This is a genomic window from Halorubrum rutilum (assembly GCF_024494565.1).
In genome coordinates this window covers 93,240-119,128 of sequence record NZ_JANHDN010000007.1, presented here as the reverse complement: position 1 = coordinate 119,128, position 25,889 = coordinate 93,240, and the positions used below count along the sequence as shown (strand labels likewise).

General features: G+C 71.4%; 24 protein-coding genes and 1 tRNA gene. 14 read left to right on the top strand and 11 right to left on the bottom strand.

The genetic code is table 11. The annotated features are described in order from the left end of the window. Positions 1-266 precede the first annotated feature (266 nt). A complete protein-coding gene (locus NO900_RS14575; protein WP_256409607.1) occupies positions 267-1,793 on the bottom strand; it encodes a DUF790 family protein in 1,527 nt (508 codons plus the stop codon). 87 nt (positions 1,794-1,880) lie between these two features. On the opposite strand from NO900_RS14575, the gene NO900_RS14570 reads away from it, so the two are divergent. From NO900_RS14570 to NO900_RS14550, 5 genes are all read left to right on the top strand, one after another. After that, entirely contained in the window at positions 1,881-3,623 is a 1,743-nt protein-coding gene (locus NO900_RS14570; protein ID WP_256409608.1) for a tRNA uridine(34) 5-carboxymethylaminomethyl modification radical SAM/GNAT enzyme Elp3, read from the top strand. A gap of 84 nt (positions 3,624-3,707) precedes the next feature. After that, positions 3,708-5,918 carry a ribosome rescue protein RqcH gene (rqcH, locus tag NO900_RS14565; RefSeq protein WP_256409609.1) on the top strand — a complete coding sequence of 737 codons (2,211 nt, stop codon included), beginning with the start codon at positions 3,708-3,710 and terminating at the stop codon, positions 5,916-5,918. A gap of 118 nt (positions 5,919-6,036) precedes the next feature. Beyond that, a complete protein-coding gene (locus NO900_RS14560; RefSeq protein WP_256409610.1) occupies positions 6,037-6,420 on the top strand; it encodes a DUF5820 family protein in 384 nt (127 codons plus the stop codon). A gap of 126 nt (positions 6,421-6,546) precedes the next feature. Next, entirely contained in the window at positions 6,547-8,046 is a 1,500-nt protein-coding gene (gene purF / locus NO900_RS14555; RefSeq protein WP_256409611.1) for an amidophosphoribosyltransferase, read from the top strand. A 154-nt stretch (positions 8,047-8,200) separates the two neighbouring features. Next, entirely contained in the window at positions 8,201-8,908 is a 708-nt protein-coding gene (locus NO900_RS14550; protein ID WP_256409612.1) for a halocyanin domain-containing protein, read from the top strand. A gap of 57 nt (positions 8,909-8,965) precedes the next feature. Here the strand turns inward: NO900_RS14550 and NO900_RS14545 are convergent, their stop codons facing one another. Together NO900_RS14545 and NO900_RS14540 are read right to left on the bottom strand one after the other, a co-directional pair. Continuing rightward, positions 8,966-9,478 carry a metal-dependent hydrolase gene (locus NO900_RS14545; protein ID WP_256409613.1) on the bottom strand — a complete coding sequence of 171 codons (513 nt, stop codon included), beginning with the start codon at positions 9,476-9,478 and terminating at the stop codon, positions 8,966-8,968. A gap of 99 nt (positions 9,479-9,577) precedes the next feature. Further along, entirely contained in the window at positions 9,578-10,138 is a 561-nt protein-coding gene (locus tag NO900_RS14540) for a DUF420 domain-containing protein (RefSeq protein ID WP_256409614.1), read from the bottom strand. Positions 10,139-10,321: 183 nt separating this feature from the next. Between NO900_RS14540 and NO900_RS14535 the strand changes: the two genes are divergently transcribed. The 3 genes from NO900_RS14535 to NO900_RS14525 all read left to right on the top strand — a co-directional run bounded on the left by NO900_RS14535 (position 10,322) and on the right by NO900_RS14525 (position 13,433). Then, positions 10,322-10,406 (top strand) — tRNA-Leu (locus tag NO900_RS14535). A gap of 529 nt (positions 10,407-10,935) precedes the next feature. Next, entirely contained in the window at positions 10,936-12,819 is a 1,884-nt protein-coding gene (gene gatE, locus NO900_RS14530; RefSeq protein WP_256409615.1) for a Glu-tRNA(Gln) amidotransferase subunit GatE, read from the top strand. An 86-nt stretch (positions 12,820-12,905) separates the two neighbouring features. Then, positions 12,906-13,433 (top strand): phosphate-starvation-inducible PsiE family protein, encoded by a 528-nt coding sequence (locus NO900_RS14525; RefSeq protein ID WP_256409616.1) that lies wholly within the window; start codon positions 12,906-12,908, stop codon positions 13,431-13,433. Positions 13,434-13,462: 29 nt separating this feature from the next. On the opposite strand, the gene NO900_RS14520 is transcribed toward NO900_RS14525, so the two are convergent. Beyond that, positions 13,463-13,945: an Lrp/AsnC family transcriptional regulator gene (locus NO900_RS14520; protein WP_256409617.1), complete on the bottom strand. Its 483-nt coding sequence runs from the start codon at positions 13,943-13,945 to the stop codon at positions 13,463-13,465. A 182-nt stretch (positions 13,946-14,127) separates the two neighbouring features. Here NO900_RS14520 and NO900_RS14515 point away from each other — a divergent pair, with 182 nt between their 5' ends. After that, complete coding sequence (locus NO900_RS14515) at positions 14,128-15,084, top strand: DMT family transporter (RefSeq protein WP_256409618.1); 957 nt, start codon at positions 14,128-14,130, stop codon at positions 15,082-15,084. A gap of 66 nt (positions 15,085-15,150) precedes the next feature. Here the strand turns inward: NO900_RS14515 and NO900_RS14510 are convergent, their stop codons facing one another. Continuing rightward, on the bottom strand, positions 15,151-15,723 hold the full coding sequence (locus NO900_RS14510) for a hypothetical protein (RefSeq protein WP_256409619.1): 573 nt from the start codon (positions 15,721-15,723) through the stop codon (positions 15,151-15,153). Positions 15,724-15,900: 177 nt separating this feature from the next. After that, on the bottom strand, positions 15,901-16,248 hold the full coding sequence (locus NO900_RS14505) for a 2Fe-2S iron-sulfur cluster-binding protein (protein WP_256409620.1): 348 nt from the start codon (positions 16,246-16,248) through the stop codon (positions 15,901-15,903). Between the two features lie 116 nt (positions 16,249-16,364). Here NO900_RS14505 and NO900_RS14500 point away from each other — a divergent pair, with 116 nt between their 5' ends. Continuing rightward, positions 16,365-17,357, top strand: coding sequence for a biotin--[acetyl-CoA-carboxylase] ligase (locus tag NO900_RS14500; protein WP_256409621.1), 993 nt, complete (start codon positions 16,365-16,367; stop codon positions 17,355-17,357). Between the two features lie 9 nt (positions 17,358-17,366). Here NO900_RS14500 and NO900_RS14495 read toward each other — a convergent pair whose 3' ends face one another. Together NO900_RS14495 and NO900_RS14490 are read right to left on the bottom strand one after the other, a co-directional pair. Then, the gene (locus NO900_RS14495; protein WP_256409622.1) at positions 17,367-17,924 is read right to left on the bottom strand and encodes a universal stress protein; all 558 of its coding nucleotides are present in this window, start codon (positions 17,922-17,924) and stop codon (positions 17,367-17,369) included. A gap of 134 nt (positions 17,925-18,058) precedes the next feature. Beyond that, entirely contained in the window at positions 18,059-19,366 is a 1,308-nt protein-coding gene (locus NO900_RS14490; RefSeq protein ID WP_256409642.1) for an MFS transporter, read from the bottom strand. A gap of 528 nt (positions 19,367-19,894) precedes the next feature. Here NO900_RS14490 and NO900_RS14485 point away from each other — a divergent pair. From NO900_RS14485 to ptsP, 4 genes are all read left to right on the top strand, one after another. Beyond that, positions 19,895-20,152 (top strand): DUF5789 family protein, encoded by a 258-nt coding sequence (locus tag NO900_RS14485; RefSeq protein WP_256409623.1) that lies wholly within the window; start codon positions 19,895-19,897, stop codon positions 20,150-20,152. 120 nt (positions 20,153-20,272) lie between these two features. After that, positions 20,273-21,475, top strand: coding sequence for a redox-regulated ATPase YchF (locus NO900_RS14480; protein WP_256409624.1), 1,203 nt, complete (start codon positions 20,273-20,275; stop codon positions 21,473-21,475). A gap of 79 nt (positions 21,476-21,554) precedes the next feature. Then, positions 21,555-21,872: an HPr family phosphocarrier protein gene (locus tag NO900_RS14475; protein ID WP_256409625.1), complete on the top strand. Its 318-nt coding sequence runs from the start codon at positions 21,555-21,557 to the stop codon at positions 21,870-21,872. Continuing rightward, on the top strand, positions 21,869-23,596 hold the full coding sequence (ptsP, locus tag NO900_RS14470; protein WP_256409626.1) for a phosphoenolpyruvate--protein phosphotransferase: 1,728 nt from the start codon (positions 21,869-21,871) through the stop codon (positions 23,594-23,596). The genes NO900_RS14475 and ptsP overlap by 4 nt, the downstream gene beginning before the upstream one ends. Before the next feature lie 33 nt (positions 23,597-23,629). Here ptsP and NO900_RS14465 read toward each other — a convergent pair whose 3' ends face one another. The 3 genes from NO900_RS14465 to dhaK are packed head-to-tail and all read right to left on the bottom strand — an operon-like array spanning position 23,630 to position 25,805. Continuing rightward, the gene (locus NO900_RS14465) at positions 23,630-24,037 is read right to left on the bottom strand and encodes a PTS sugar transporter subunit IIA domain-containing protein (protein ID WP_256409627.1); all 408 of its coding nucleotides are present in this window, start codon (positions 24,035-24,037) and stop codon (positions 23,630-23,632) included. Further along, complete coding sequence (gene dhaL / locus NO900_RS14460; protein WP_256409628.1) at positions 24,037-24,816, bottom strand: dihydroxyacetone kinase subunit DhaL; 780 nt, start codon at positions 24,814-24,816, stop codon at positions 24,037-24,039. Before dhaL ends, NO900_RS14465 begins: the two co-directional genes overlap by 1 nt. Beyond that, positions 24,813-25,805 carry a dihydroxyacetone kinase subunit DhaK gene (gene dhaK, locus NO900_RS14455; protein WP_256409629.1) on the bottom strand — a complete coding sequence of 331 codons (993 nt, stop codon included), beginning with the start codon at positions 25,803-25,805 and terminating at the stop codon, positions 24,813-24,815. The genes dhaL and dhaK overlap by 4 nt, the downstream gene beginning before the upstream one ends. Between the last annotated feature and the right edge of the window lie 84 nt (positions 25,806-25,889).

Here is a 25,889-nt window from a genome sequence, read left to right as displayed (position 1 = left end):
GTCGGTGAACGCGGCCAAAGCCCCAGTCGCGAGGACCGCCGAACGTCGCTCCCGCTCGCTCCGCTGCACGGGCTGCGACTTCCGTGCTTCCGGTCGTTTCACTCGCGGGACTCGCGACTGCCCCTTCGAGTCCCGCCCGCACAGCGACCGCGCCTCACACCTCCCCAGCCTCGTCGCGGCCGTCTTTAACCGGCCGCGACTCCCTCGCGCGTGCCCCTCGCGGCCGCCTTCGGCGGCCACTCGGAGACACGCGCCACCGCATCGGTTTAAACACTCTCCTCCGGTTTCTCCCGGACGGTCCCGCCGCCGAGCCCCTCCCACTCGACGCGGTAGCCGAGCCGCGAGAGCGCGGCGCTCGCGTCGTCGATACCGTAGTCGTCGAGGACCGACTCGGCCGCCGAGAGCGCCGTCCCGGCCTCGATTTCGGCGTCGACCGCTTCCAGTACCGCGGGCCGAACGAGCGTCCGACCGATCCGCTCGTGGTCGGGGAACGCCTTGCCCTCGATCGCCTCGACGCTCACGCCGCGCTCGGCCGCGAGGTCGTCCAGCCCGATCGCGTCGACGTCGGGCGAGAGGGCGTCCGGGAGGTCGGCGGCCGCGTCCGCGACGAACTCGGCCTCGTACTCGCGGAGCACGTCGACGACGTCCTTCACCCGCACCGTCCCGGAGTAGGTGACGACGCGGTGGTCGCGCGCGGCGATCTCCTCGCCGACGCCGAGGCTCTCGTCGACGGCGACCAGCAGGTCCACGTCCTCCACGTCCGCGAGCTGGGAGAGCTTCTTTTCGACGTAGTCGGGCGTCCAGAAGCCCATCACCTCGAAGAACAGCCGGAAGTCGGCGTGGGCGTAGTCGAACGCGAAGTCGGGGATCATCACCCGCGTCCCGGTTTCGAGCGGTTCCGGCTCGCGGACGAGTGTCCAGTCGAGGTCGAGCCCGCGGAACCGGCCGGCGAAGTCGGCCTCGACCCCGCTGTCGAAGTCGGGCTCCGCGACCGGCTCGACGCCCGGCACGGTCACGTCGCCGTCGGAGAGGCGCATGGTGCGCTCGCGGCCGCGGTCGTCGATCGTCGCCGCGAGCTCCCACTCCGCGGACTCCGCGACGGTGCGGAGCAGCCGCGCGAACGCGGTCCCGTAGCGACGGGTGCGCGAGAACAGGGCGTCGGGGCCGGTGACGACCAGCTCGCGGCCCTCGAGGGTCCTCTCCAGCTCGTACATCAGGCGCAGGCGCTTGACGGCGGAGACGAGCCGCTTCGGGTCGTTCGACCGCACACGGACCTCGGTGGCGTCGAAGAGGGCGGTCTGTGCGAGCGAGAGGTCGTACTGCTCCAAGAGCGCGTCCGGGTCCCACCGCACGTCGGCGTCGACGAGGACCTCGTTGACGTCGCGGTCGGCGTACAGCGACGCCTCGACCGCCTCGGACTCGATCCCGAGCGCGTCGGCGGCGCGGTCGACGGCGGCCTCGCGCTCCGCCTCGCTCGCGACGCCGACCGTCTCCGCGGCCTCGAACGCGGCCCGCCGGACGCGACGCGGCGGGACCGGCGCGCGCGTCTCGAAGGCGCACTCGCGCTCGACGAGGGCGGCGAGCCCGCGGACGAGCTTGAAGTCGCCGCCGGATTCCGCGGCGTCGGCCTCCAGCGCCGCCAGCGCGTCGTCGAGGTCGCCGCGGCGCTCCCCGACGCGGGACTCGAAGGTCCCGAGGACCGTCGCGGCGAGCGGCCGGTGCTCGCGGCCCGTGAACCGCGGGCGGTAGCCCCCGCCGGCCCGCGAGACGCGCAGGAGGTCCTTGCGTAGCACGGCGACGACTACGCGAGCGCCGGCCTAAAACCGGCGGGTTCTCCCGGTGCGACACGCTTAACTCCGGAACCCGTCGATCGGAGCGTAATGAGTACCGACGCGGCGAGTGACGCGGACGCTGCCGGTGACGGCGGCGGAGGGGAGAGTTCCGGCAGCGACGAGCCCGAGGCGTTCGTCCGGACCTGCGAACACCTCGTCGACCGGATCCTCGCGGGGGAGATCGACCGCGACGACCTGGAGTCCGCCAAACTCGACGCCTGCTCGGAGTTCTCCTCGCCGAAGGTCCCGAAGAACACCGAGATACTGGACCACGCGCCCCCGGAGGCCCGCGACGACGTGATCGAGGTCGTCCGGCGGAAGCCGGTCCGGACCGCGTCCGGCGTCTCGCCGGTCGCGATCATGACGTCGCCGAAGCTCTGCCCGCACGGGAAGTGCCTCTACTGCCCCGGCGGGCCGGCCTCCGAGTTCTCCTCGGCGCAGTCGTACACGGGCCACGAGCCCGCCGCGGCCCGCGGCGAGCAGAACGACTACGACCCGTACGGGCAGGTCACGCTCCGGCTCGAACAGCTCCGGAAGATCGGCCACCCGGTCGACAAGGTGGAGCTCATCCTGATGGGCGGGACGATGACGGCGCGTTCGCACGACTACCAGGAGTGGTTCGTCAAGCGCGCCTTACAGGCGATGAACGACTACGACCTCGACAAGGAGCCGGAGCCGGCCGAGGAGGAGTCGTTCGCGCCCGACCCCGAGGCGAGCGAGTTCGAGTACCTCGAAGACGTGATCGCGGACAACGAGACGAACGCCATCCGCAACATCGGGACCACCTTCGAGACGAAGCCGGACTGGTGCGACCCCGAGCAGATCGACCGCATGCTCGACCTGGGGGGGACGAAGGTCGAGGTCGGCGTCCAGACCACCTACGAGCGGATCAACCGCGAGATGCACCGCGGCCACGGCAACGAGGCCTCCCGGAACGCCAACCGCCGACTGCGCGACGCCGCGTTCAAGGTCGGCTTTCACATGATGCCGGGCCAGCCGGGGATGACGCGGGAGATGTGCGTCGAGGACTTCCGCCAGCTGTTCGAGAACCCGGACTGGCGCCCCGACTACCTCAAGATCTACCCGACCCTCGTCGTCGAGGGGACCCGGGTATACGACCGGTGGCGCCGCGACGACTTCGAGCCGCTCTCGAACGAGGAGGCGGCCGACGTCGTCGCCGAGGCGATGGACCGGATCCCGAAGTACACCCGGCTCCAGCGCGTCCAGCGAGACATCCCCGCCGACTTCATCGAGGGCGGCGTCTGGAAGTCGAACCTCCGGCAGCTCGCCGATCAGCGGGCCGAGGAGAAGGGGATCGTCCAGCGCGACATCCGCGCCCGGGAGGTCGGCCACAACGACGCGGATCCGGACCCGGACGACGTGGAGCTCGACGTGCTGACCTACGAGGCCGGCGGCGGGACGGAACACTTCATCTCCTTCGAGGACCCCGTCCGCGACCTGCTCGTCGGCTTCTGTCGCCTCCGGTTCCCCTCGTTCGCCCCCGACCAGCCGGGGGCGCCGGGCACCGAGGACGACGCGGTCCGCCGCGAGCTGGCGGACGCCGCGCTGATCCGCGAGCTCCACGTGTACGGCAGCGAGGTCGCCATCGGCGGCGACGGCGACTGGCAACACCAGGGGTACGGGCGGAGACTGCTCGAACGCGCCGAAGCGATCGCCCGCGATGCCGGCTACCGAAAGCTGGCCGTCATCTCCGGGATCGGCGCCCGGGAGTACTACCGGAACAAGCTCGGCTACCACCAGGACGGACCGTACGTCTCGAAGCGGCTGTAGCCGGCCCGGTCCCGGGACGCGACCGCTCGGCCGCCCGTCCCCACAACGACACGCCTTTTTCCGGGCCGACGCTCTCGTTCGCGTATGGACCAGAAGCGGGAGCTGTCGAGCATCGACCTCGCGGCCCTCGTCACCGAGCTCAATCGGTACGAGGGCGCGAAGGTCGACAAGGCGTACCTCTACGACGACGACCTGCTCCGGCTGAAGCTCCGCGACTTCGACCGCGGCCGCGTCGAGCTCATGATCGAGGTGGGCGACGTCAAGCGCGCCCACGTCGCGGACGCCGACCACGTCGCGGACGCGCCCGGTCGCCCGCCGAACTTCGCGAAGATGCTCAGAAACCGGATGTCGGGCGCCGACTTCGCGGGGGTCGAGCAGTACGAGTTCGACCGGATCCTCACCTTCGAGTTCGAGCGCGAGGACGAGAACACGACGCTCGTCGCCGAGCTGTTCGGCCAGGGCAACGTCGCCGCGCTGGACGAGACCGGTGAGGTCGTCGGGTCGCTGTCGACGGTCCGGCTCAAGTCCCGGACGGTCGCGCCCGGCGCGCAGTACGAGTACCCCGCCTCGCGGCTCAACCCCCTCGACGTGAGCCTCGGCGGGTTCGAGCGGCACATGCGCGACTCCGACAGCGACGTGGTGCGCACCCTCGCCACGCAGCTCAACCTCGGCGGCCTCTACGCCGAGGAGGTGTGTACCCGCGCCGGCGTCCCGAAGGAGACGCCGATCGAGGAGGCGACCGACGACCAACTCCGCGCGCTCCACGAGGCGCTCGAACGGATCGGCGACCGGCTCCGGTCCGGCGACATCGACCCCCGCGTGTACGAGGAGGAGCTGTCCGAGAGCGAGGCGGACGACCGCGAGCCGCGGGTGGTCGACGTCACGCCCTTCCCGCTCTCCGAGCACGAGGGGCTGCCGAGCGTCGGCTTCGACTCGTTCAACGCCGCCGTCGACGACTACTTCCACCGGCTCGACCGCGACGACAGCGAGGCGGGCGAGGCCCCGTCGGACGCGAGCGCCTCCCGTCCCGACTTCGAGGAGGAGATCGCCAAACAGGAGCGGATCATCGAACAGCAGAAGGGGGCGATCGAGGGGTTCGAGGAGCAGGCCGAGGCGGAGCGCGAGCGCGCCGAGCTGCTGTACGCGAACTACGACCTCGTCGACGAGGTGCTCTCGACGGTGCAGGACGCCAGAGCGGACGAGGTCCCGTGGGACGAGATCGCGGAGACGCTCGACGCGGGCGCCGAGCGCGGGATCCCAGCCGCGGAGGCCGTCGTCGACGTCGACGGCGGCGAGGGGACCGTGACGGTCGCGCTCGACCGCGAGGGCGACGAGGACGGCGAGAGCGACGGAGACGGCGACTCGGTCCGCGTCGAACTCGACGCGAGCGCGGGCGTGGAGGTCAACGCAGACCGGCTGTATCAGGAGGCCAAGCGCATCGAGGGGAAGAAGGAGGGCGCGATGGAGGCGATCGAGTCGACCCGGACGGAGCTGGAGGCGGTCAGGGAGCGCAAGGCCGAGTGGGAGGCGAAGCGGGCGGCCGACGACGGAGACGGCGAGGGCGAGGCGGGCGACGGCGAGGACGACGGAGACGAGGCGTACGAGACGGACTGGCTCTCGCGCTCCTCGATCCCGGTCCGGAGCCCCGACGACTGGTACGACCGCTTCCGGTGGTTCCACACCTCGTCCGGCTACCTCGTCATCGGCGGGCGCAACGCCGACCAGAACGAGGAGCTGGTGAAGAAGTACATGGGGAAACACGACCGGTTCTTCCACACGCAGGCGCACGGGGGGCCGGTGACGCTCCTGAAGGCCGCCGGGCCCTCGGAGTCGGCCGATCCGGTCGACTTCGCCGAGGAGACGCTCCGAGAGGCCGCGCAGTTCGCCGTCTCCTACTCCTCGGACTGGAAGGACGGCCGCGGCGCGGGCGACGCGTACATGGTCGAGCCGGACCAGGTGTCGAAGACGCCCGAGAGCGGCGAGTACATCGAGAAGGGGAGCTTCGTGATCCGCGGCGACCGCACCTACTTCGAGGACGTGCCCTGCCGGATCGCGGTGGGCGTGCAGTGCGAGCCCGTGACGCGGGCCATCGGCGGCCCGCCGTCCGCGATCGTCGACCGCGCGGCGACGTCGATCACGGTGGAGCCGGGGATGTACGCACAGAACGACGCCGCGATGATGGTGTACCGAGAGCTGAAAGAGCGGTTCGCGGACCAGTCGTTCGTCCGGAGGGTGGCGAGCGCGGATCAACTTCAGGAGTTCCTCCCGCCGGGCGGCTCCGACATCGTCGACTGAAGACCGACCGAAGGTCGCCTGAGCGGTCGAGGATCGCCGAGGGCGGACGGCGGGTGGAAACGCCCCGGCGCCTCCGCCGGAGCGCGACCCTTTCAAGCCTCCGCCCCCGACTCCGCCCATGAGCTTCGAGGCGCTGCCGGACGGCTGGCGCGTGTGGAACGAGGAGCCGAGCGGTCGCGCCATCCTCGTCTACCGGCCCGACGTGTTCGACGGCGACGACCTGCCGGCCGAGTGTCTCCCGACGATCTACCTGACGAACGGCGCGCGCAACGCCCGCCCCGGATCCGGTCAGTACGCGACCGACGAGTGGCACGTCGTCCTCTTCTTGGAGCCCGAGGTCGAGGCGGTCTCGGAGACGCGCGAGAGCCGCGAGGCCGGCGCGGCCGCCGCCGTCGACGTCGCGACGCGGTTCGCCGCCGGCGACGTGGACTACCGGGCGGCCTACCAGGTGCCGAGAGAGGCGTACTTCGAGCGGTTGGACGGGCTGATCGAGCGGAAGTGAACGAGACGGAGCGACCGGCGGGGTCGCCCGGTTCGATCCGCGTTCGTGGATATATATTCTGTCATAAATCCCGATCGCACCACGAACACGAGGATTTTTATCGCCTCCCGCCTCACCCTCGCGTACATGAACGCCGGTGGGGACCACACCGCTGACGGGCCGCGAGAGAAGTGCGGCGTCGTCGGCGTCTCGCTCGCTGACCGCGAGGCCGCGCGGCCGCTGTACTACGCGCTGTACGCGCTCCAACACCGGGGACAGGAGTCCGCGGGGATCGTCACGCACGACGGGTTCCAACAGCACAGCCACGTCGAGCGGGGGCTCGTCGGCGACGCGTTCGAGGAGGGGGACCTGGCGTCGCTGTCCGGCGGGACCGGTATCGGCCACGTCCGGTACCCGACCGCCGGCAGCCTCGACAAGAGCTGCGCGCAGCCGTTCTCCGTCTCGTTCAAGTCCGGCTCGCTCGGGCTCTCGCACAACGGGAACCTCGTCAACGCCGACGAGGTGCGCGAGGAGCTCGCGGCGGCGGGCCACGCGTTCACCTCCGACGGCGACACCGAGGTGATCGCCCACGACCTCGCGCGCAACCTCCTCGAAGAGGACCTCGTGCGCGCCGTCAAACACACGATGAACCGCATCCACGGCTCCTACTCGCTAGCGATCACCCACGACGACACGGTGCTTGGCGTGCGCGACCCGCTCGGGAACCGCCCCCTCTGTCTCGGGAAGATCGACGGCGGCTACGTCCTCGCCAGCGAGTCGGCCGCCATCGACACCCTCGACGGAGAGCTGATCCGGGACGTGCGCCCGGGCGAGCTGGTCGTCCTCGACCCCGACGGGAGCGGCTACGACACGTACCAGCTCGTCGAGCGCGAGTCGACCGCGCACTGCTTCTTCGAGCACGTCTACTTCGCGCGCCCCGACTCGGTCATCGACGAGAACCTCGTCTACGAGGTGCGGCGCAAGCTCGGTCGCAAGCTCTGGGCGGAGTCCGGCACCGAGTCGGACGTGGTGATGCCAGTCCCCGACTCCGGGCGCGCGTTCGCCTCCGGCTACGCCGACGCGGCCGGCGAGACGACCGCGGACGGGGAGCCCCGCCCGGAGGGGGACGCCGGCATCGAGTTCGCCGAGGGGCTGATGAAGAACCGCTACGTCGGTCGGACGTTCATCATGCCGACGCAGGACGAGCGCGAGCGCGCGGTCCGGCTGAAGCTCAACCCCATCCGGTCGACCGTCGAGGGGAAGTCGGTCACCATCATCGACGACTCGATCGTCCGGGGGACGACGTCGACCCAGCTCGTCGACCTCGTCCGCGAGGCGGGCGCCGAGGAGGTCCACCTCCGGATCGGCGCGCCGGCGATCGTCGCGCCCTGCTACTTCGGGATCGACATGGCGACCCGCGAGGAGCTGATCGCCGCCGACGCCTCCACCGAGGAGATCCGCCAGCAGGTCGGCGCCGACTCCCTCTCGTACCTCTCGATCGACGCCGTCGCCGAGGCCCTCGGCGAGAGCCGCGCCGACCTCTGTCTCGGCTGCGTCACCGGGGAGTACCCCTTCGACGTCGAGGGCGAGGAGACCGACCGCGACCTCGATACCGCCGCGCCCGACCCCACGCCGGCGGACGACTGATCGGGTCGTCGTCGGCCGGTCGGACCCGTTCTCCGGTGCCGGCGAACCCCCTTCGTCCCCGCCGCCACGCCCCCGGCGGCCCCGCCGTCTCGGGTTCTCGCGACGCGAGCCCGGAATCGGGAATTTAAATACGCCCACGCCGGGAGGTACGCGTATGACATCCGACGCCGACGACGCGACGATGAGTCGCCGCGGGCTGTTCAGGGCCGGCGCCGCCGGCGCCGCCGTCGCGACCGGTCTCGCCGCCGGGTCCGGGACCGCGGCCGCCCAGTACGGCGGGTACCTGGACGACGTCGACAACTACGAGGGCACCGTCGACTACACCGGGCGGGACGAGGTCACGGTCAGCGTCGGCGCGGTCAACGGGCTCCGGTTCGACCCCGCGGCGATCCTGATCGACCCCGGGACGACCGTCGTCTGGGAGTGGACCGGCGAGGGCGGCGCGCACAACGTCGTCGCCGAGGACGAGACGTTCGACAGCGGCGAGACGGTCTCCGAGGCGGGGACCACCTTCGAGTACACCTTCGAGGACGCCGGGGACGGGGACACGTTCAACTACTACTGCACGCCGCACAGGGCGGCCGGAATGAAAGGGGCCGTCGCGGTCGGCTCCGTCGACGACGACCTCATCGAGCCGGACGCCGGCGGGGACGGCGGCGACGGCGGGAGCGGTGGCGGAGACGGCGGAAGCGGCGGCGAAGACGGCGGAAGCGGTGGAGGCGGCGACGGCGGGGACGGCGGCGGGAGCGGCGGCCGCGCCCTCACTGCGGGCGACATCGGCGCGCTCGCGCTCGGCTTCGGCTTCGCCGGCGCGCTGCTCGTCCCGCTCTTCTACGCGGCCCACCAGATGGCGAACGACTGACGGTAACGCGACCGGACCGCGGCGTACCCCTCGGTCCGCGCCGACGCCGACCGCGGGTCAGCCGTCGGTCCGCCGGTCCGCGCCGACGCCGAACCGCGACCGCAACCCGACGAGGACCGCCGCGGTCCAGATCACCGCTTCGAGGTAAAACGACGGCGTCCCGACGTAGAAGGCCGCGAAATCTCCCGGCGGGATGCCCAGGGGCTCGGGCTGTTCGAGCACCGGCCACAGCAGCGACACCGCGTTCTCGGCCCGTCCGTTCACGACGATATGGAGCGTGTCGAGCGCGAGGTGGGATCCCCAGCCGACCGCCGCCGCGAGCCCGCGTCGGTGCCGCGCGGCGACGGCGACCGCGAGGGGAGCGAGCAGCGCGGAGTGGCCGACGGAGTGGTAGACGTCGACGACGCCCAGCGCGCCGAGCGGCTTGTCGACGGCGTCCGGCAGCGTCGCGCCGACGACGAGCCACCCGACCGAGAGCGTCGGCGTCCCCGGGAGGCGCTCCCGGACGCGGGGGCGGCCGGACAGCCACCCGATCCAGCCGGCGACGAGGAGGTGGGTCGGGAACAGCACGGCGGCCCGTACGGGCGACGACGGCTTCAACCTTCGTCGTCGATCTCGGCGGTCGGGGGCCCGAATTCGGATCGATCGGTGCCGGACGGATCGCCCGGATCAGAAGGCGTGGTACAGCATGACGTACACGCCGATCCCCATCGTGAACGAGATCAGCCAGAGGACGGCGCCGACGAGACCGACCTGCGCGTGCCGGGTGTGGTACAGCTCCTCGTGCGAGCGCGTCGCGGCGAGCAGGAGCGCGTGGAAGACGAACGGGAGACAGGCGATCGCGAGCAGGACGTGGATCCCGAGGAAGGGGAGGTAGAGGTACGTGTAGACGGGCTCGGGACCGGGAAACGGCGTCGTCCCGACGTGGATGAGCCGGTAGAGGTACGCGACGAGGAAGGCGGTAAAGAGGCCGAACGAGGCGATCATGAAGTTCCGGTGCCGCTGGACGTTCCCGCGCGAGATCGCCCGCCACCCGAGGAGGATGGTGACGATGGCGGTCGCGGAGACGGCGGCGTTGAAGTGCGGGATCGCGGCGAGGACGGCGTCGCTCGCGCGCGGCAGGAGGGAACTCGGGATCGCGCCGCCGACGGCACCGAACACCACGGCGAGCGCGGCGACGGAGGCGACGGCGGTCAGGACGGGGACGTTCTCGCGGGCCCAGTCGGACATGCTCGTGAGGTGGGACGCGACCCCCAAACGCGTGCCGGTTGCGGTCGGCGCGTTCCGGTCGCGGTCGCCGAGTCACGGCCGGCTCCGCCGCCCGGCCGTCTGCGAAACCCCGGCACGGTACTCCCGAATGGAAGGGCTTTTAATTAGGGGAAAGGTAGGTGAGTACGCGACAGAACACCGCGAGCGTGGGTAGCCAAGCCAGGCCAACGGCGCAGCGTTGAGGGCGCTGTCCTGTAGAGGTCCGCCGGTTCAAATCCGGTCCCACGCATCGCTCGGCGGCACACCCGCCACACCGATGCACGGTGTTGTCTCTACGACAGCACCCACGCACAACTCCTTTCGAACGTTACGCGCCGAGTGGCTACTCTGTGGTGGGTACCGACTAGCGACATCGTGAGCACCGCCAAAGCCCCACCCGCTCGGTCATAAATTGCTGTTGGCGGATCGACGGCGGACACCTCCAAAGCCCCAGCCGCGAAACCGCAGTACGCTCGTTGCGCTCCTCGCTCGCTACGCTCGCTGCGGTGCTTACGTCGCCTACTGCGGTTTCGCGGCTGCCCCTTTGAGTCCCGCCCCGCACAGCACGGCACCTCACGCCTCCCCAGCCTCGTCGGCCTCCCTCCGCTTCGCTCCGGTCGGCCGACTCCCTCGCGCGTGCTGTCTCGCGGCCACCGGCGGCGGCCGCTCGCAGGCACGCGCCACCTCCCAGTCATTTATGAGCACTCTCAGTAATCACGATTCTCGTCGCTCGCGCGAACTGCCACCCTTTTAGTCGCGCGCCGCCGGAGTGTGGCGTAATGAGTACGGACGCGACCCCCGAGTACGACTACGAGGAGCTGGGGCTCGTCGCCGGGCTGGAGATCCACCAGCAGCTCGACACGGAGACGAAGCTGTTCTGCGACTCCCCCACCGTCGAGCGCGACCCCGAGGAGTCCGACCGGTCGATCACCCGGCGGCTCCACCCGACGAAGAGCGAGCTGGGCGAGCTCGACGACGCCGCGGTGGAGGAGAGCCGCGTCGACCGCGAGTTCACCTACCTCGCGTACGACACCACCTGCCTCGTCGAGGAGGACGACGAGCCGCCGCGCCGCGTCGACGACGAGGCCCTCTCCGTGGCGCTGCAGATCGCCGACCTGCTCGACGTGTCGGTCGTCGACCAGGCGCACGTGATGCGGAAGCTCGTCATCGACGGATCGAACACCTCCGGCTTCCAGCGCTCGATCCTGCTCGGCCAGAGCGGGGAGATCGAGACGAGCGAGGGCCGGGTGTCGATCGTCGACCTCATGCTGGAGGAGGAGTCGGCCAAGCGCGTCGAGGAGAAGGAGGACGGGGTCGTCTACTCCCTCGACCGCCTCGGCGTCCCCCTCGTCGAGATCGGGACCGGCCCCGACATCCGGAGCCCCGAGGGCGCCCGCGAGGCCGCCGAGCGGATCGGGATGCTGCTGCGCTCGACGGGCGCGGTCAAGCGCGGGCTCGGGACGATCCGGCAGGACGTGAACGTCTCCATCGCCGACGGCGCCCGCGTCGAGGTGAAGGGGGTTCAGGACCTCCGGGGGATCGAGGAGATCGTCCGCGGCGAGGTCGGGCGGCAGGCCGAACTCCTGGCGATCCGCGACGAACTCCGCGACCGCGACGCGAGCGTGGGCGACGTCGCGGACGTCACCGACGTCTTCGCCGACACCGAGTCGGGCGTCATCCGGGGCGCGCTCGACGCGGGCGGGAAGGTCACCGCGGTCCCCCTCTTCGGCTTCGACGGGCTCGTCGGCCGCGAGATCCAGCCCGACCGCCGGCTCGGCACGGAGCTCTCCGACCACGCGAAGCGCCACGGCGCGGGCGGGATCTTCCACACCGACGAGCTGCCGGCCTACGGCGTGACGGACGAAGAGGTCGACGCCCTCCGCGACGCGGTCGGCGCGGGCGAGGGCGACGCGGTCGCCATCGTCGCCGCCGACCCGGAGACGGCCGACCTCGCGATCGAGGCCGCCGCCGACCGCGCCGCCGCCGCGATCGAGGGCGTCCCCGAGGAGACCCGCGGCGCCAACGACGACGGGACCACGCGCTACCTCCGGCCGCTGCCGGGCGCCGCGCGGATGTACCCCGAGACGGACGTACCGCCGGTCGAGCCCGACCCGTCCGACGTGGACCGCCCGGAGCTCCTCGACGAGAAGACCGACCGCTACGTCGAGGAGTTCGGGCTCGACCGCGGACTCGCCGAGCAGGTCGCGTTCGGCCGGCGCTTCCCGCTGTTCGAGACCGCGGTCGACCGCGGCGTCGACCCCACCTTCGCCGCGTCGACGCTGGAGTCGACGACGACGGAGATCCGTCGGGACGGCGCGCCCGTCGAGAACCTGACGGACGACCACTTCCTCGACCTGTTCGCGCTCGTCGAGGACGGCGACCTCGCGAAGGAGGGGGTGCCGGAGGTGCTGGCGACGCTCGCCGAGGACCCCGAACTCACGGCCGCGGCGGCCGTCGAGGAGGCGGGCCTCTCGGGCGTGAGCGAGGCCGAGGTGCGCGAGGCGGTCGTCGAGGTCGTCGAGCGCAACGCCGACCAAGTCGAGGCCGAGGGGATGGGCGCGTTCTCCGGCCTGATGGGCGAGGCCATGGGGGCGCTCCGCGGGAAGGCCGACGGCGAGGTCGTCTCCGACGTGCTCCGCGAGGAGATCGCCGAGCGGTCGTAGCGCCCGACGGTCGCACATTCCGCCCCCGGTCGTCCCCGTCACTTACTTGTCGCCGGCCCGTATCCCGATCCGAGAGGTAACACTCGATGGACGATCCGCCACCGACCGACGACGACACGTCACGGACCGACGGATCCGGTCCCGCACCCGATCCGGCAGTCGCACACACCCGCGGCGACCGCGTCTCGGAGGTGACAAACCAGTTCGTTCACGGCGTCGAGTTGGCCGCCGCGGCGCTTTTCGCGCTCCTGTTCGGCATCGGTGTCGTCGACCTCGCGATCCAGATCGCGGAGTCGGTCCCCACCGGCGAGATCACGGACCCGAACACCGTCATCAGCTTCATCGAGACGGGACTCCTCCTGCTCATCATCGTCGAGGTGTACGAGACGGTCGTCGCGTACATCGAACAGAGCGACACCCGTCGCATCGTCAGGCTGGTAATCTACACCGGCGTCATCGCGATGGTCCGGAAGGTGATCATCTTCCGCACCACCGAGTACGCGACGACGCAGGACGCGCTGTTCGCCGCGCTCTCGTACACGCTGGTCGTTCTGGGGCTCGTCGCGCTCCTGTTCGTCGAGCGGTCCATCGGGCCGTCGATCACCACTGACTGATTCGCGCTGCTCGGTGGTCGGGCGCCGTCTCACTCCGTCAACTCCGCCAGCAGCGTGTCGAGGTCGTACGTCGCCGGCGCGCGCGGCTCGTCGCGGAGGGTCGCGATCGTGAACGTCGAGTTCGTGCGCTCGACCTCCGGGATCGCCTCGAAGTCGCTGATCAGCCGCTCGACGGTGTCGGACGAGGAGAGCCGCGCGAGCACGACGAAGTCGGTCTCGCCCATCGTGAAGAACGCCTCCGTGACCCCCTCGACCGCGAGCAGTTCGTCTGCGAACGCCTCGTACGGCCCCTCGTAGTCGGCGAGCACCTCGACGATCACGGTGACGCCGAGCCCGAGCGCCTCGTGGTCGAGGTCGTACAGGTCGTTCTCGATCACGCCGTCGTCGCGCAGGTTGTTCAGCCGGTAGTGGATCGTCGACACCGGGATCCCGGTCTCCTCGTGGAGCCGCTCGGGACTCCCGGTGCCGAGGTCCGAGATCGCCTTCAACAGCCGCACGTCGCGCTCGTCCATACCCCGCCTTCGCGTGAGAGACTGTTGTATATTCCGACCGACAGGCTTGTACTCGACTCCAAGAACGGTGCTCGATCCGGGACCGTATTGCAGTTCGTTCGTATGTGTGATTGTTCATTCTAAATACCTCCAATTCTAAGAGAATAGTTTAACCACGTCGAGAATCTTCGATCTGACACTCAATGAAGTCACGGACGTTCCTCTCTACTTCGGAATCGGTCGTCGCCGCGTTCGTCCTCCTCGCGGTCCTGTGGGGCACCTCCTTCGTCGCGATCGAGGCCGGGCTGCACTACTTCCCGCCGCTGCTGTTCGCCGGCGTCCGGTACGCGATCGCCGGGGCGATCGTGCTGGGGATCGCCGCGGTCGCGTCCGGCCGGACGGTGCCGCGGGGCCGCGACGAGTGGCTGGGCGTCGCCGTCGCGGCGACCTTCGTGATCGCCGCCTACCACGGCCTGTTGTACGTCGGCGAGCTGTACGTCTCCGGCGCGGTCGCCGCCGTCGTCGTGAGCCTCGCGCCGGTGTTGACCGCGGTGTTCGCCGCCCTCCTCCTCCCGAACGAGCGCCTCGGCCCCGTCGAGATCGGCGGCTTCGCGCTCGGGATCCTCGGGGTGGTGGTGATCGCCGATCCCGCGGCGGCCGGCGTCGACGGTTCCGCCCTGCTCGGCGTCGGGCTCGCGTTCGCCGGCGCCGTCGCCTTCTCGCTGGGCGCGGTGCTGCTCCGGCCGCTCCGGACCGACCTCCCGATCGCCGCCCTGCAGGGCTGGGCGATGGTCATCGGCGCCGGGCTCCTGTTCGTCGGCGCCGCCGCGCTCGGCGAGTCGCCGGCCGCGATCGAGTGGACCCGGACCGCGATCGCCTCGCTCGCGTACCTCACGCTGCTGTCGGGCGTCCTCGCGTTCCTGATCTACTTCGCGCTGCTCGACGCGGTCGGGCCGGCGCAGCTCCACCTCGTCGGGTACGCCGAGCCCGTCGTCGCCGCGGCCGGGAGCTGGCTCCTGCTCGGCAGCCTGATCGAGGCGGAGGCCGTCGTCGGGTTCGTCGCGATCCTCGCCGGCTTCCTCGCGCTGGAACGCCGCGAGATCGCCGCGTACGTCGGGTTCGACGCGTACCACTGGCCCGCGCTGATCGGTCGGAAGTGACGGGGCCGCGCGAGCGACCGCCGGCGGTCGGGACGATCCGCCCTCAGCCGTCGGGGCGATCCGCCCTCAGCCGTCGATGTCCGCGGTCAGCCCGGCCCGGAGGTCGCGCCCGAGGTAGTGACCGAGGAGCGCGACGACGAGCCCGAGCCCGCCGCCGACCGCGAGCAGGGGAAGCCCCCACTGCCGGAGGTAGTCGATCCCGATCGGGAGGAAGCCGACGCCGAGGACGTTCGTCACCGCGACGAGCGCTCCGGCCGCGCCGCCGGCGAGCCCGGTCTCGACGTACCGGCGGGCGGAGAGGACCAGCCCGACCAGGAACGCGGCGAGGAAGACCCCTCCGGCCGACCCGATCGTCCCGCCGATGAAGGGGATCGCGCCGCCGACGAAGACGCCGACCGCGACGGCCGCGGCCGAGAGCGCGAACGCCTTCGCCGAGAACCACCCACCGCTCGTCCCGAGGCGACCGCCGTCGTCGCTCGCCGCGGTCGCCCGCCCGGACGACTCGCTCGGCGCGGCGTCGGTCCCGGCGCCGTCCGACGACGCGGTCGAGCCGCCCTCGGCGAGGTCGTCGTCGAGGAGGTCGTCGAGGTCGTCCATCGGGTCGCCGTCGGACGACTCCTCCTCCTTGGAGGGTTGCATACCGGAGCGTTCGCCCGTGAGACCTTGTGTCTTGTGCCCGGAGTCGGATCCCGTCCGACCGTCTGACCGGCCGTTTTCACCGGAAACGGGGTATCTCGCGGGCGAGCGACGGCGACGCGGAGAGCGCGGCCGCGGCCGATCCCGTTCGCGGTCGGTCCCGACTCCCCGTCCCGGACCTCAGCCCTCACCGTCCGGCTCGCGCGACCCCCACACGCGCTTGTCGACGAGCTCGACCGTCGTCGGCCCGTCGACGGTCACCTGACAGGAGAGCCGCGGGTAGCCGAACCGGGCCGCGAGCCGGTCGTGCCAGTGGTCCGCCGGCGGCCCCTCGCGGACTCGCACGCCACAGGTGGCGCAGATCCCGCGCCCGCCGCAGTTCAGCCGCCGCGTCGCGGCCGCATACGGCGACAGATCGGCGTCGAGGAGGACGCGTCGCAGGTTCCGGCCGACCTCGACCGACAGCTCGGTGCGCTCGTCGCCGTCGACGACGGTCAGGGGAACGGTCTCGGCCTCGGCATCGGTCATGCGACGCCCGTGATTACGTCCGCGGCCACATAGGTGAGCGGGTCCCGCGCCGGCGACGCGGCGCCCCGCGCGAGCGACCCGGAACGACTTTCGGCGCCCGCCCCGACCCGGTCGACATGGACACGCGCCGCGCGCTGCTCGACGCCCTGGCGGACGGACCGGTCTCGGGTCCGGCGCTCGCCGCGGAGCTCGACGTCTCGCGGACCGCGGTGTGGAAGGCGGTCGAGGCGCTCCGCGAGGAGGGGTTCGCCGTCGAGTCGACGCCGGACGGCTACGTCGCGCCCGCGGATCCCCCCTACTGCGCGGCCGGGATCGAGTTCGGGCTCGACGCGCCGTACGCGGTCGAGTACCACGAGAGCCTCCCGTCGACGAACGACCGCGCCCGCGAGCTGGCGGCCGAGGGCGCCGCCGACGTCGCCGTCGTCGCCGACGAGCAGACCGGCGGTCGCGGGCGGCTGGACCGCGAGTGGGTCGCGCCGAGCGGCGGCGTCTGGCTCTCGCTCGTCGCGCGGCCGACGGTCCCGCCGGCCCGGGCGCCCCTGTTCACCCTCGTCGCGGCGGTCGCGACGGTCGACGCCTGCCGCGAGGCCGGCGTCGACGCGCACATCAAGTGGCCGAACGATGTGCTCGTCGGGGGCGACGAGGGAACCGAGAGTGGGACCGGAGACGCGAGCGCGCGCTCCGGACGCGGCGGGCGCAAGCTCGCGGGAATACTCACGGAGATGGAGGGGGAGGCCGACCGGGTGTCGTGGCTCGTCGTCGGGGTCGGGGTCAACGCGAACCTCGACCCCGAGGCGCTGCCCGCGGACGCGACCTCGCTGCGTGCCGAGGCCGGCGGCGACGTCGACAGGCGCCGGTTCGCGGCGACGCTCCTCGAACGGTTCGCGTCGCTCGCGGGGGCGGTTGACGAGCCCGACCGGATCCTCTCGGCGTGGCGCGACCGGGCGAGCACGCTCGGGCGGCGGGTGCGGGTGGAGACGCCGACCGGGTCCGTGACCGGGACCGCTGTCGACGTCGAGTCCCCGGGCGCGCTCGTGATCGACACCGGCGAGGGGACGCGACGGGTCCACGCGGGCGACTGCGAGCACCTCCGCGACGCCGGGGACTGACCCCGCGGACTACGTCCGCCCCGACGCTCCCGACTCGGTTTCGTCTGCCGGCTCCCCGTCGGTCGCCGCCCCTTCGTCGGTCGTCCCCTCGCTCGCGCCCTCTGCGACGCCCGGCTCGGAGGGGACGTCGCCGTCGATCCGGACCGTCAGGACGGGCACGGCCGACCCCCGGACGACCTTCTCGGCGACGCTCCCGAGGAGGAGGCGGTCGATCCCGCCGCGACCGTGGGTCCCCATCACGACGAGGTCGAAGTCGTTGCCCTCGGCGTATCGGACGATCTCCCGGCTCGGCGACCCCTCGACGACCGCCGTCTCCACGTCGACGTCGGTCCCCGCCGCGAGCTCCTCGACCGCGCCTACGGCCTCGTCGGCGTCGCCTCGCAGGAGCTCGCCGACCCCCTCCCACGAGGCCTCCATCGGCATCCCCGCGTACCGCGCCGAGTCGACCACGTGGATCGCGTGGACCGTCGCGTCGTGGACCGCGGCGAGGTCCACGGCGTGCGCGACCGCTCGCTCCCCCTCGGCGGACCCGTCGGTCGGAACCAGGATTCGGTCGTATAGTGACATGTGATCACACAGTACGTGATTTCGCCGACGGGCTTACGCTTTGCCCCGACCCCGCGAGGCGGTCTCGGGGCGAATCCGGACCGGTTCGGACCCGCTTCGTCCCTCGTTTGTCCCCACAGAATCGTCACCGACCGTCAGTCGTCGCCGGGCGTGACCGACCCCGTCTCCGGACCGGCGTCGGTGAGTCCGGCGGTGTTCGCGACCGTCGCGATCTCGGGGCGGAACACCCACGCCGCGAGCAGGACGATCGGGACCATCGTGGCGGCCGTTATCGAGTACCCCACGTGGAGGTTGGCGAGCCACGGCGCGGAGTAGATCAGCGGGTAGACGATCCCGCCGACGGTGCCGACGCCGCCGACGACCCCGGCCACGGCGCCGGAGCTGTCCGGGAACATCGCCGGCACCTGTGCGAAGATCGCCCCCTCGGCCCACGCACAGCCCGCGCCGACGAGGAACCCGACTATCACGGCGTTCATCACGACGCCGGAGAGCCCGGCGAGCGTCATCGCGACCATCGTCACCACGATGAAACAGAGCCCGAGGAACGTCCACTGCTCGCGGTAGTGGCCCTCGAACACCGGGAGGATGTTCGTCTCCGTGCGGGCGAGCACGTCGCTGATGTACCCGCCGAACGGGCGGAGCAGCCCGGCCGCCACGGAGAACGTCGCCGCGAAGGTACTGGCGAGCACGAGGTTCTGCGTGTCGAACCCCTCGCGGTAGTAGGTGGCCAGCCAGCCGTTCATCGACAGCTCCAGTCCGAACGACATGACGTAGGCGGCCGCGAGCACGACCGTCCCGTATCGGGTGGCCGTGTGGAGCCAGCCCCGCAGCGTCGCGTTCTCCCTGGTCGCCTGCCGCTTCTCGTCGCTCTTCGCGGCCTCGCCGAAGACGAGGTAGACGCCCGCGAGGAGGATGGAGACGATCCCGGTGTAGAAGAAGGCGGCCCGCCAGTTGGTCTGGAACAGCGGGCCGCTCCAGTCGGCGCCGAACACTCGCGGGAGCACGAGCGCGCCGCCCGCCGCTCCGGCGTTGCCGACGCCGGCGTAGATCCCCTCGGCCAGTCCGAGGTTCTCCTCCTCGAACCACTCGGCGACGTGCTGGATGCCGATGACGAACGTGATCCCCGCCGTGGCGACGATCAGCCGCGTCGCGAAGAACACGCCGTATCCCTGCGCGAACGCGCTGGCGATGGAGAACACGCCGACGTACGCGAGCACGATGGAGAAGATGACCGGCGCGCCGAACCGGTCGGAGAGCCACCCGGTGAGGATGCGACCGAACGGCGCCATCCAGATCGCCGAGCTGGCGAGGATACCGATCTCGGCCGTCGTGAGGGAGAACTCCTCGGCCATCCCGCCCGTGAACGGCGCGAACGAGAACCAGATCAGAAACGAGAAGTTGAATCCGACGGTCGCCAGGAGCAGCGTCCGGTACTTCGTCATCCGGATCGGACTCTTCACGCGCCGGTCACCTCGAAGTCGGCCGCGAGGGCGGTCGGATCGCTGCGAACGGAGACGGTACGCGCCTGCGTGTTTCCGGTAAACATCTGGTCGAACATGGCTTCTTTCACGTCTCATAGGCACACTCGGGCGTTTAATAAGGAAATCGGTGAGTGTACACACGATAATACGGCATTTCGTTAGTCGTTTCGCGAACGCAGTTCGGCGCCGAGTAGTATTCCTGCTATGAAAATCGAATTTAAAACACCGGGTCGAATAACGGATAGAAATTTACACTCGCTACTACTGAGGCCGACTTAGTGTAGTTATTTACCGTGATATAGCCGCCTCGTGGCCTGAGACGGCGGATGCGCCGGAGTCTACCGACTTTCGAAACGTCCACCGGCGGATCGAACGCTCCCGAAGGGGGCCGCGATCGCTCTCGCAGCCGCGCGGGCCGCGCCGGCCGCACCGGGCGCACCGGCCACGCCGGAGCGCGCGTTTAAGCCCCCGGCGCGCTAACGTGGTGGCATGACTCACGAAGTGCACCTGTCACGCGTCGAAGGCGAACTCCGCGAGCGGTCGTACCCGACGAGCCGCGAGACGCTCGTCGACGAGTGCGCCGGAACGACCGTGCTGTTCGCCGACGGCGACGCCGACCTCGGCGACCTCGTCGCCGAGATCGACCAACCGCGGTTCGAGAGCGCCGAAGACGCGTTCACCGCGCTGCAGAACGTCCTCCCCGTCGAGGCGGTCGGGGAGCCCGGCCAGTCCGACGGCGACGCCTGATCGGACCCGTCGGTCGCGTCGGATCCGTCGCCGTCGGTCACGCCCGCCGTCCGCGTCACCCGTACACACGTCACGGAGCGTCTCGCATCGCTTTTCACCGCGGGTCGCGCACTGGCGGTAATGAGCTATCGGATCGGCCTCGTCGGCAAGCCCTCGGTGGGGAAGTCGACGTTCTTCAACGCCGCGACGATGAACGACGTGCCCGAGGGTGCGTACCCGTTCACCACGATCGACCCGACCGTCGGCGAGGCGTACGTCCGCGTCGACTGCGCCGCCCCCGAGTTCGGCGAGACCTGTACGCCGAGCGTGGGGGTCTGCCGCGAGGGGACGCGGTTCGTCCCCGTGAAGCTCGTCGACGTGGCCGGGCTCGTCCCGGGCGCCCACGAGGGCCGCGGGCTCGGGAACCAGTTCCTCACCGACCTCAACGAGACCGACGTGCTGATCCACGTCGTCGACTTCTCCGGGAAGACGGACATCGAGGGCGAGGCGACCGAGGGCCACGACCCGCGCGAGGACATCGACTTCCTGGAGGAGGAGCTGGACGCGTGGTACCTCGACGTGTTGGAGAAAGGACTGGAGAAGTTCGAGACGCGCTACCACGGTGCGGACGCCGCGATCGAGGCGGAGCTCGCCGACCAGATGTCCGCGTTCGGCATCGACAAGGACCGGATGAAGCGGGTGATCCTCGCCGAGGGGTTAGAGCTCGACCCGGAGACGTGGGACGAGACCGACAAGACCGACCTCGCCCGCGAGATCCGCAAGCGGACGAAGCCGATGGTCGTCGCCGCCAACAAGATGGACACGCCCGAGGCGCAGGCGAACTGGGAGGAGATCACGGCCGACCCGGACTACGACCACCTCTCGTTCGTCCCCGCGAGCGCCCACGCGGAGAAGGCCCTCAAAACCGCGGACGAGGCGGGCGTCGTCGACTACGCGCCCGGCGAGCGCGACTTCGACGTCGTCGGCGACGTCTCCGGCGAGCAGGAAGCGGGCCTCGACAAGATCGCCGAGTTCGTCGCCGAGTACGAGGGTACTGGGGTTCAGGGCGCGCTCGAAGCCGCCGTCTTCGACGTGCTCGGCTGTATCGCGGTCTTCCCCGGTTCCGCGAACGGGAGTAAAGACGAGAAGGGCGTCTTCCGCGACTGCTTCGTCCTCCCCGAGGGGTCGACGACGGAGGACTTCGCGTACCACATCCACTCGGACATCGGCGAGGGGCTGCTCCACGGCACCGACTGTCGGAGCGGGCGCCAGGTCGGGGCCGACCGCGAGCTCTCCCACCGCGACGTGATCGAGCTCGTCTCCACGAAGCAGGCTGCGCCGTAGCCGCCCCGAACGCGACGCCGGCCCGGCGACCGCCGTGAACTCCGATCAGCTATTACCCGCCGGGGTCCAACCCGACCCCATGGAACGGACCGTCACGGTCGAACCCGAGGCCGGGCTCCACGCGCGCCCCGCCTCGAAGCTGGTACAGACGGCGAACCGATTCGACGCCGACGTGTCGATCGGCCGCGCCGACGACGGCGACGACGGCCTCGTCCGTGCCGACAGCATGCTCTCCGTCAGCGGGCTCAACGTCGAGCACGGCGAGTCGGTCCGCGTGGTCGCCGAGGGCCCCGACGCCGAGGCGGCGCTGGACGCGGTCTGCGACCTGCTCGCGAGTCCGGTCGAGGGGGAATCCGAGGCCGGAGGGAGCGGCGGCGACGCCGGGGACGCGCCGTGAGGACGCTCGACGGCGTCGGCAGCACGCCGCGCTCTGGCGTCGGCGCGGCGCGCTGGTACCGGCCGGACGCCGACCTGACGCTCCCCGACCGCCCCGACCCGGCCGCGGTCGACGCCGAGGCGGAACTGGAGCGGTACGATTCGGCCCGGGACGCCGCCCGGGAGGCCCTGCGCGACGCCCGCGACCGGACGGCCGAGCGCGTCGGGGAGGAAGAGGCGGCGGTGTTCGAGGCCCACGAGGGGTTCCTCGACGACCCGACGATAGTCGAGGACGTCGAGGCCGAGATCCGCGACGGGACCCCCGCGGCGCACGCCGTCGCGGACCGGTTCGACGAGGCGGTCGCGCAGTTCGAGGGGATGGAGGGGCGGATGGCCGAGCGCGCCGACGACCTGCGCGACGTGCGCGACCGGCTGCTCCGCGCGCTCCTCGACGCCGAGGGAGACGGACCGACCGGCGCCGCGGACCTCGCCGCGCTCCCCGAGGGCACGGTCCTGCTGGCGGAGCGGCTCACGCCGAGCGACACCGCCGCGCTCGACCCCGGGGCGGTCGCGGGAATCGCGACCGTCGAGGGCGGCCGCACCTCCCACGCCGCGATCATCGCGCGGTCGCTCGCGATCCCCGCGGTCGTCGGCGTCGGCGAGGCGCTCGAATCGGTCGCGGACGGGGAGACCGTCCTCGTCGACGGCGAGGCCGGCGAGGTCGTCGTCGACCCGGACGGGGCGCGCCGCGAAGCGGCGCGGGAGGCGGGCCCGGACGCGATCCGAGGGCGCGTCGAGACGGCCGACGGCCGGCCGGTCGAGGTCGCGGCCAACGTCGGCGGCGAGGCCGAGCTGGGGCCGGCCGCCGAGCGCGGCGCCGACGGCGTCGGGCTGTTCCGCACGGAGTTCCTCTTCGTCGATCGCGAGTCGCCGCCGACCGAGGACGAGCAGTACGAGGCGGTCGCGGCCGCGCTGTCGGCGTTCGACGACCCGGACGACCGCGTCGTCGTACGCACCCTCGACGTCGGCGGCGACAAGCCGGTTCCCTACCTGGACCTCCCCGACGAGCCGAACCCGTTCCTCGGGCGGCGCGGGATCCGGCTGTCGCTCGACGAGCACGCGGACCTCTTCGAGACGCAGCTCCGGGCGCTGCTCCGCGCCGCGGCGACCGAGGCGGGCGACGGGCTCGCCGTGATGTTCCCCCTCGTGACGCGGGTCGAGGAGGTCGAGCGCGCGGTCGCGACCGTCGAGTCGGTCGCCGACGACCTCGCGAGCGAGGGCGTCGACCACGCGGTCCCGGAGCTGGGCGCGATGGTGGAGACGCCGGCGGCGGCGTTCCTCGCCGACGCGCTCGCGGAGCGGCTGGACTTCCTGAGCGTCGGGACGAACGACCTCGCTCAGTACGTGATGGCGGCCGACCGCGGCAGCGACGCCGTCGCGGAGTACCACGACCCGCTCCACCCGGCGGTGCTGCGTGCTCTCGACCGCACGACGGCGGCCGCCGAGGGGAGCGACGCCTGGGTCGGGATCTGCGGCGAGATGGCCGGCGACCCGGCGCTGACGGAGCTGCTCGTCGGGCTCGGCTTCGACGAGCTCAGCATGAGCGCCGTGACGGCGCCCGAGGTGAAGGCGCGGGTGCGCGAGGTCGACGCCGACGCCGCGGCGTCCCTCGCGAGCGACGCGCTCGCCTGCGAGACGCGCCGCGAGGTCCTCGACGTGCTGGGGCTCGACGACCGCGGGCCGTAGCCCGAACCGAGAGGAGAGAGGGACGGCCCCGCCTCAGAGCTTCTCGACGTCGCGCGCCGCCTCCGCCTGCTCGCGGACGGACGCTATCGTGGCCGACGGGTCGGTGGCCGCGACCGCCGCGTTGACCGCGCCCTCGAGGACGGGGGCGTCGGCGATGACCGCCTCGGCGTCGCTCAGTTCGACGGCGACGTCCGCGTTCATCACCGCGCTGCCGAGGTCGACGAGGACGACGACGCCGTCGGACTCCTCTCCCCCGGCTTCGCCGCCCGCGCCGGCCGCCGCGTCGATGGCGTCCTCGATCGCGTCCGGGACGGTGCCGATCCCGCCGTTCCCGTCGCCGCCGACCGGCTCGATCCGGGTGTCGCCGGCCATCTCGGCGGCGATCTCCGCGATCCCCTCGGCGGCGCGCTCGCTGTGCGAGACGACGACGATCCCGACCATCAGTCGCCCTCCAAGTCGGCCCCTCCGGCGGGGCCGTCCTCCGCGGCCTCGTCAGGATCGTCGTCCGGGATCGTCGGTGACGCGGCGTCCGTCTCGGGGACGTCGACGCCGAGCCGGTCGGCGGCGACGACGAGCAGCTCTTCGAGGATGAACAGCGCGCTCGTCGCCCCCGGGTCCTGGTGGCCGACCGAGCGCCAGCCGAGGTAGGAGGCCCGGCCCTTTCGGGCGCGGATCGGGACGGTGAACGCCACGCCGCGCTCGGCGGCGGCGACCGCCTTCGCCAGCGCCTCGATCGGCGGGAGGTCGTCGACCTCGATCGACTTCTTGAAGGTGTGGACCGCGGGCGTCAGCGCGTCCACCACCGTCTGGTCGCCGACGCGCGCGTCGCCCCGGTCCTCGACCTTCTCTAGGTACGTCTCCGCGAACGCGACCGCGCTCTCGGGGGTGATCCCGTCGCCGAGCTCGCCCGCCGCGAACACGAGCGACCCGCCGAACAGCGGGCCTGAGGCGCCGCCGACCTCCCCCATCAGCGTCTTGCCGACCGTCTTCGCGACGGTCTCCGGGTCGGGGTCGTCGAGGTCGCGCGCGGCGTCGGCGGCCGCGGCCCAGCCGCGCGCCATGTTCCCGCCGTGGTCGGCGTCGCCGATGGCGGAGTCCAGCTGGGTCAGGTGGTCGCGCTCGTCCTCGATGCGCTCGGCGACCGCCTCGACCGCCGCGACGACCGCCGCGCCGTCGTCGGTCGCCGGGTCGTCTCCGGTCGCAGCGCCGTCGTCGCTCATTTCGTCGTCAGCGCCGGGGTGTCGGCCGGCGCGTCGAACAGCTCCTTCAGCTCGTCGTCGACCGCGCACACCGTGATCGACGCGCCGGCCATGTCGAGCGAGGTCATGTAGTCGCCGACCCACGCGTCGTACGTCTCCAGGCCGCGCTCGCCGAGCAGCTCCTGGAGCCGACGGTTGACGACGAACAGCTCCATCTGCGGGGTCGCGCCCATCCCGTTGACGACCGTGAGCACCTCTTGCCCCTCGTCGAGGTCGTCGAGGACCGCCTCCGTCAGGTGCTCGGTGACCTCGTCGGCGGGCATCGCCTCGGTGCGCTCGGTGCCCGGCTCGCCGTGGATCCCGATCCCGAGCTCGATCTCGTCGTCGCCCAGGTCGAAGGTGGGCTCGCCCTTCTCGGGGGTGACGCAGGAGGTGAGCGCGGTGCCCATCGTGCCGACGTTGTCGATCACCTTCTCCGCGACGCGCTTAACCTCCGAGAGGTCGGCGCCCTGCGCCGCCTTCGCGCCCGCGGCCTTGTGGACGAGGATCGTCCCGCAGACGCCGCGCCGCCCGGACGTGTACAGCGAGTCCTCGACCGCCACGTCGTCGTTCACCACGACGCTCTCGACCTCGATCCCCTCCATCTCCGCGAGCTCGATGGCGGTCTCGAAGTTCATCACGTCGCCCTCGTAGTTCTTGATGATCGCGAGGACGCCGTCGCCCGCGTCGCAGGCCCCGATCAGCTCCTCGAACTCGTCCGCGGTCGGCGAGGAGAACACGTCGCCCGCGGCCGCCCCGTCTAACATTCCGTCGCCGATGTACCCCGCATGGGTCGGCTCGTGGCCGCTGCCGCCGCCGGTCACAAGCGCCACCTTGTCGTCGACCGGCGCGTCGTCGCGGACGAGTACCTGCGTCTCCGGGAGCCGGCGGAGGCGGTCCGGGTGCGCCGCGGTCATCCCGTCGAGCATCTCGTCGACGACGTCGTCCGGGTCGTTGATCAGCTTCTTCATGATCGTTGGTAACATCTCGTCCGGACCGGTTAAACGTAGTGGGGCCCTCGGCGACCGCCGGAGGAACGCGACCGCGATCGCACG

What these genes read in the sequence shown, in the direction of transcription:
- NO900_RS14510 (WP_256409619.1), bottom strand. Translation starts at nt 15,723, where the DNA reads ATGCAACCCTCCAAGGAGGAGGAGTCGTCCGACGGCGACCCGATGGAC.
- dhaK (WP_256409629.1), bottom strand. Translation starts at nt 25,805, where the DNA reads ATGAAGAAGCTGATCAACGACCCGGACGACGTCGTCGACGAGATGCTC.
- rqcH (WP_256409609.1), top strand. Translation starts at nt 3,708, where the DNA reads ATGGACCAGAAGCGGGAGCTGTCGAGCATCGACCTCGCGGCCCTCGTC.
- NO900_RS14500 (WP_256409621.1), top strand. Translation starts at nt 16,365, where the DNA reads ATGGACACGCGCCGCGCGCTGCTCGACGCCCTGGCGGACGGACCGGTC.
- NO900_RS14520 (WP_256409617.1), bottom strand. Translation starts at nt 13,945, where the DNA reads ATGGACGAGCGCGACGTGCGGCTGTTGAAGGCGATCTCGGACCTCGGC.
- NO900_RS14490 (WP_256409642.1), bottom strand. Translation starts at nt 19,366, where the DNA reads ATGACGAAGTACCGGACGCTGCTCCTGGCGACCGTCGGATTCAACTTC.
- dhaL (WP_256409628.1), bottom strand. Translation starts at nt 24,816, where the DNA reads ATGAGCGACGACGGCGCTGCGACCGGAGACGACCCGGCGACCGACGAC.
- NO900_RS14540 (WP_256409614.1), bottom strand. Translation starts at nt 10,138, where the DNA reads ATGTCCGACTGGGCCCGCGAGAACGTCCCCGTCCTGACCGCCGTCGCC.
- purF (WP_256409611.1), top strand. Translation starts at nt 6,547, where the DNA reads ATGAACGCCGGTGGGGACCACACCGCTGACGGGCCGCGAGAGAAGTGC.
- NO900_RS14550 (WP_256409612.1), top strand. Translation starts at nt 8,201, where the DNA reads ATGACATCCGACGCCGACGACGCGACGATGAGTCGCCGCGGGCTGTTC.
- NO900_RS14465 (WP_256409627.1), bottom strand. Translation starts at nt 24,037, where the DNA reads ATGGTCGGGATCGTCGTCGTCTCGCACAGCGAGCGCGCCGCCGAGGGG.
- NO900_RS14475 (WP_256409625.1), top strand. Translation starts at nt 21,555, where the DNA reads ATGGAACGGACCGTCACGGTCGAACCCGAGGCCGGGCTCCACGCGCGC.
- NO900_RS14525 (WP_256409616.1), top strand. Translation starts at nt 12,906, where the DNA reads ATGGACGATCCGCCACCGACCGACGACGACACGTCACGGACCGACGGA.
- NO900_RS14485 (WP_256409623.1), top strand. Translation starts at nt 19,895, where the DNA reads ATGACTCACGAAGTGCACCTGTCACGCGTCGAAGGCGAACTCCGCGAG.
- NO900_RS14515 (WP_256409618.1), top strand. Translation starts at nt 14,128, where the DNA reads ATGAAGTCACGGACGTTCCTCTCTACTTCGGAATCGGTCGTCGCCGCG.
- NO900_RS14570 (WP_256409608.1), top strand. Translation starts at nt 1,881, where the DNA reads ATGAGTACCGACGCGGCGAGTGACGCGGACGCTGCCGGTGACGGCGGC.
- gatE (WP_256409615.1), top strand. Translation starts at nt 10,936, where the DNA reads ATGAGTACGGACGCGACCCCCGAGTACGACTACGAGGAGCTGGGGCTC.
- NO900_RS14560 (WP_256409610.1), top strand. Translation starts at nt 6,037, where the DNA reads ATGAGCTTCGAGGCGCTGCCGGACGGCTGGCGCGTGTGGAACGAGGAG.
- NO900_RS14480 (WP_256409624.1), top strand. Translation starts at nt 20,273, where the DNA reads ATGAGCTATCGGATCGGCCTCGTCGGCAAGCCCTCGGTGGGGAAGTCG.
- NO900_RS14505 (WP_256409620.1), bottom strand. Translation starts at nt 16,248, where the DNA reads ATGACCGATGCCGAGGCCGAGACCGTTCCCCTGACCGTCGTCGACGGC.
- NO900_RS14495 (WP_256409622.1), bottom strand. Translation starts at nt 17,924, where the DNA reads ATGTCACTATACGACCGAATCCTGGTTCCGACCGACGGGTCCGCCGAG.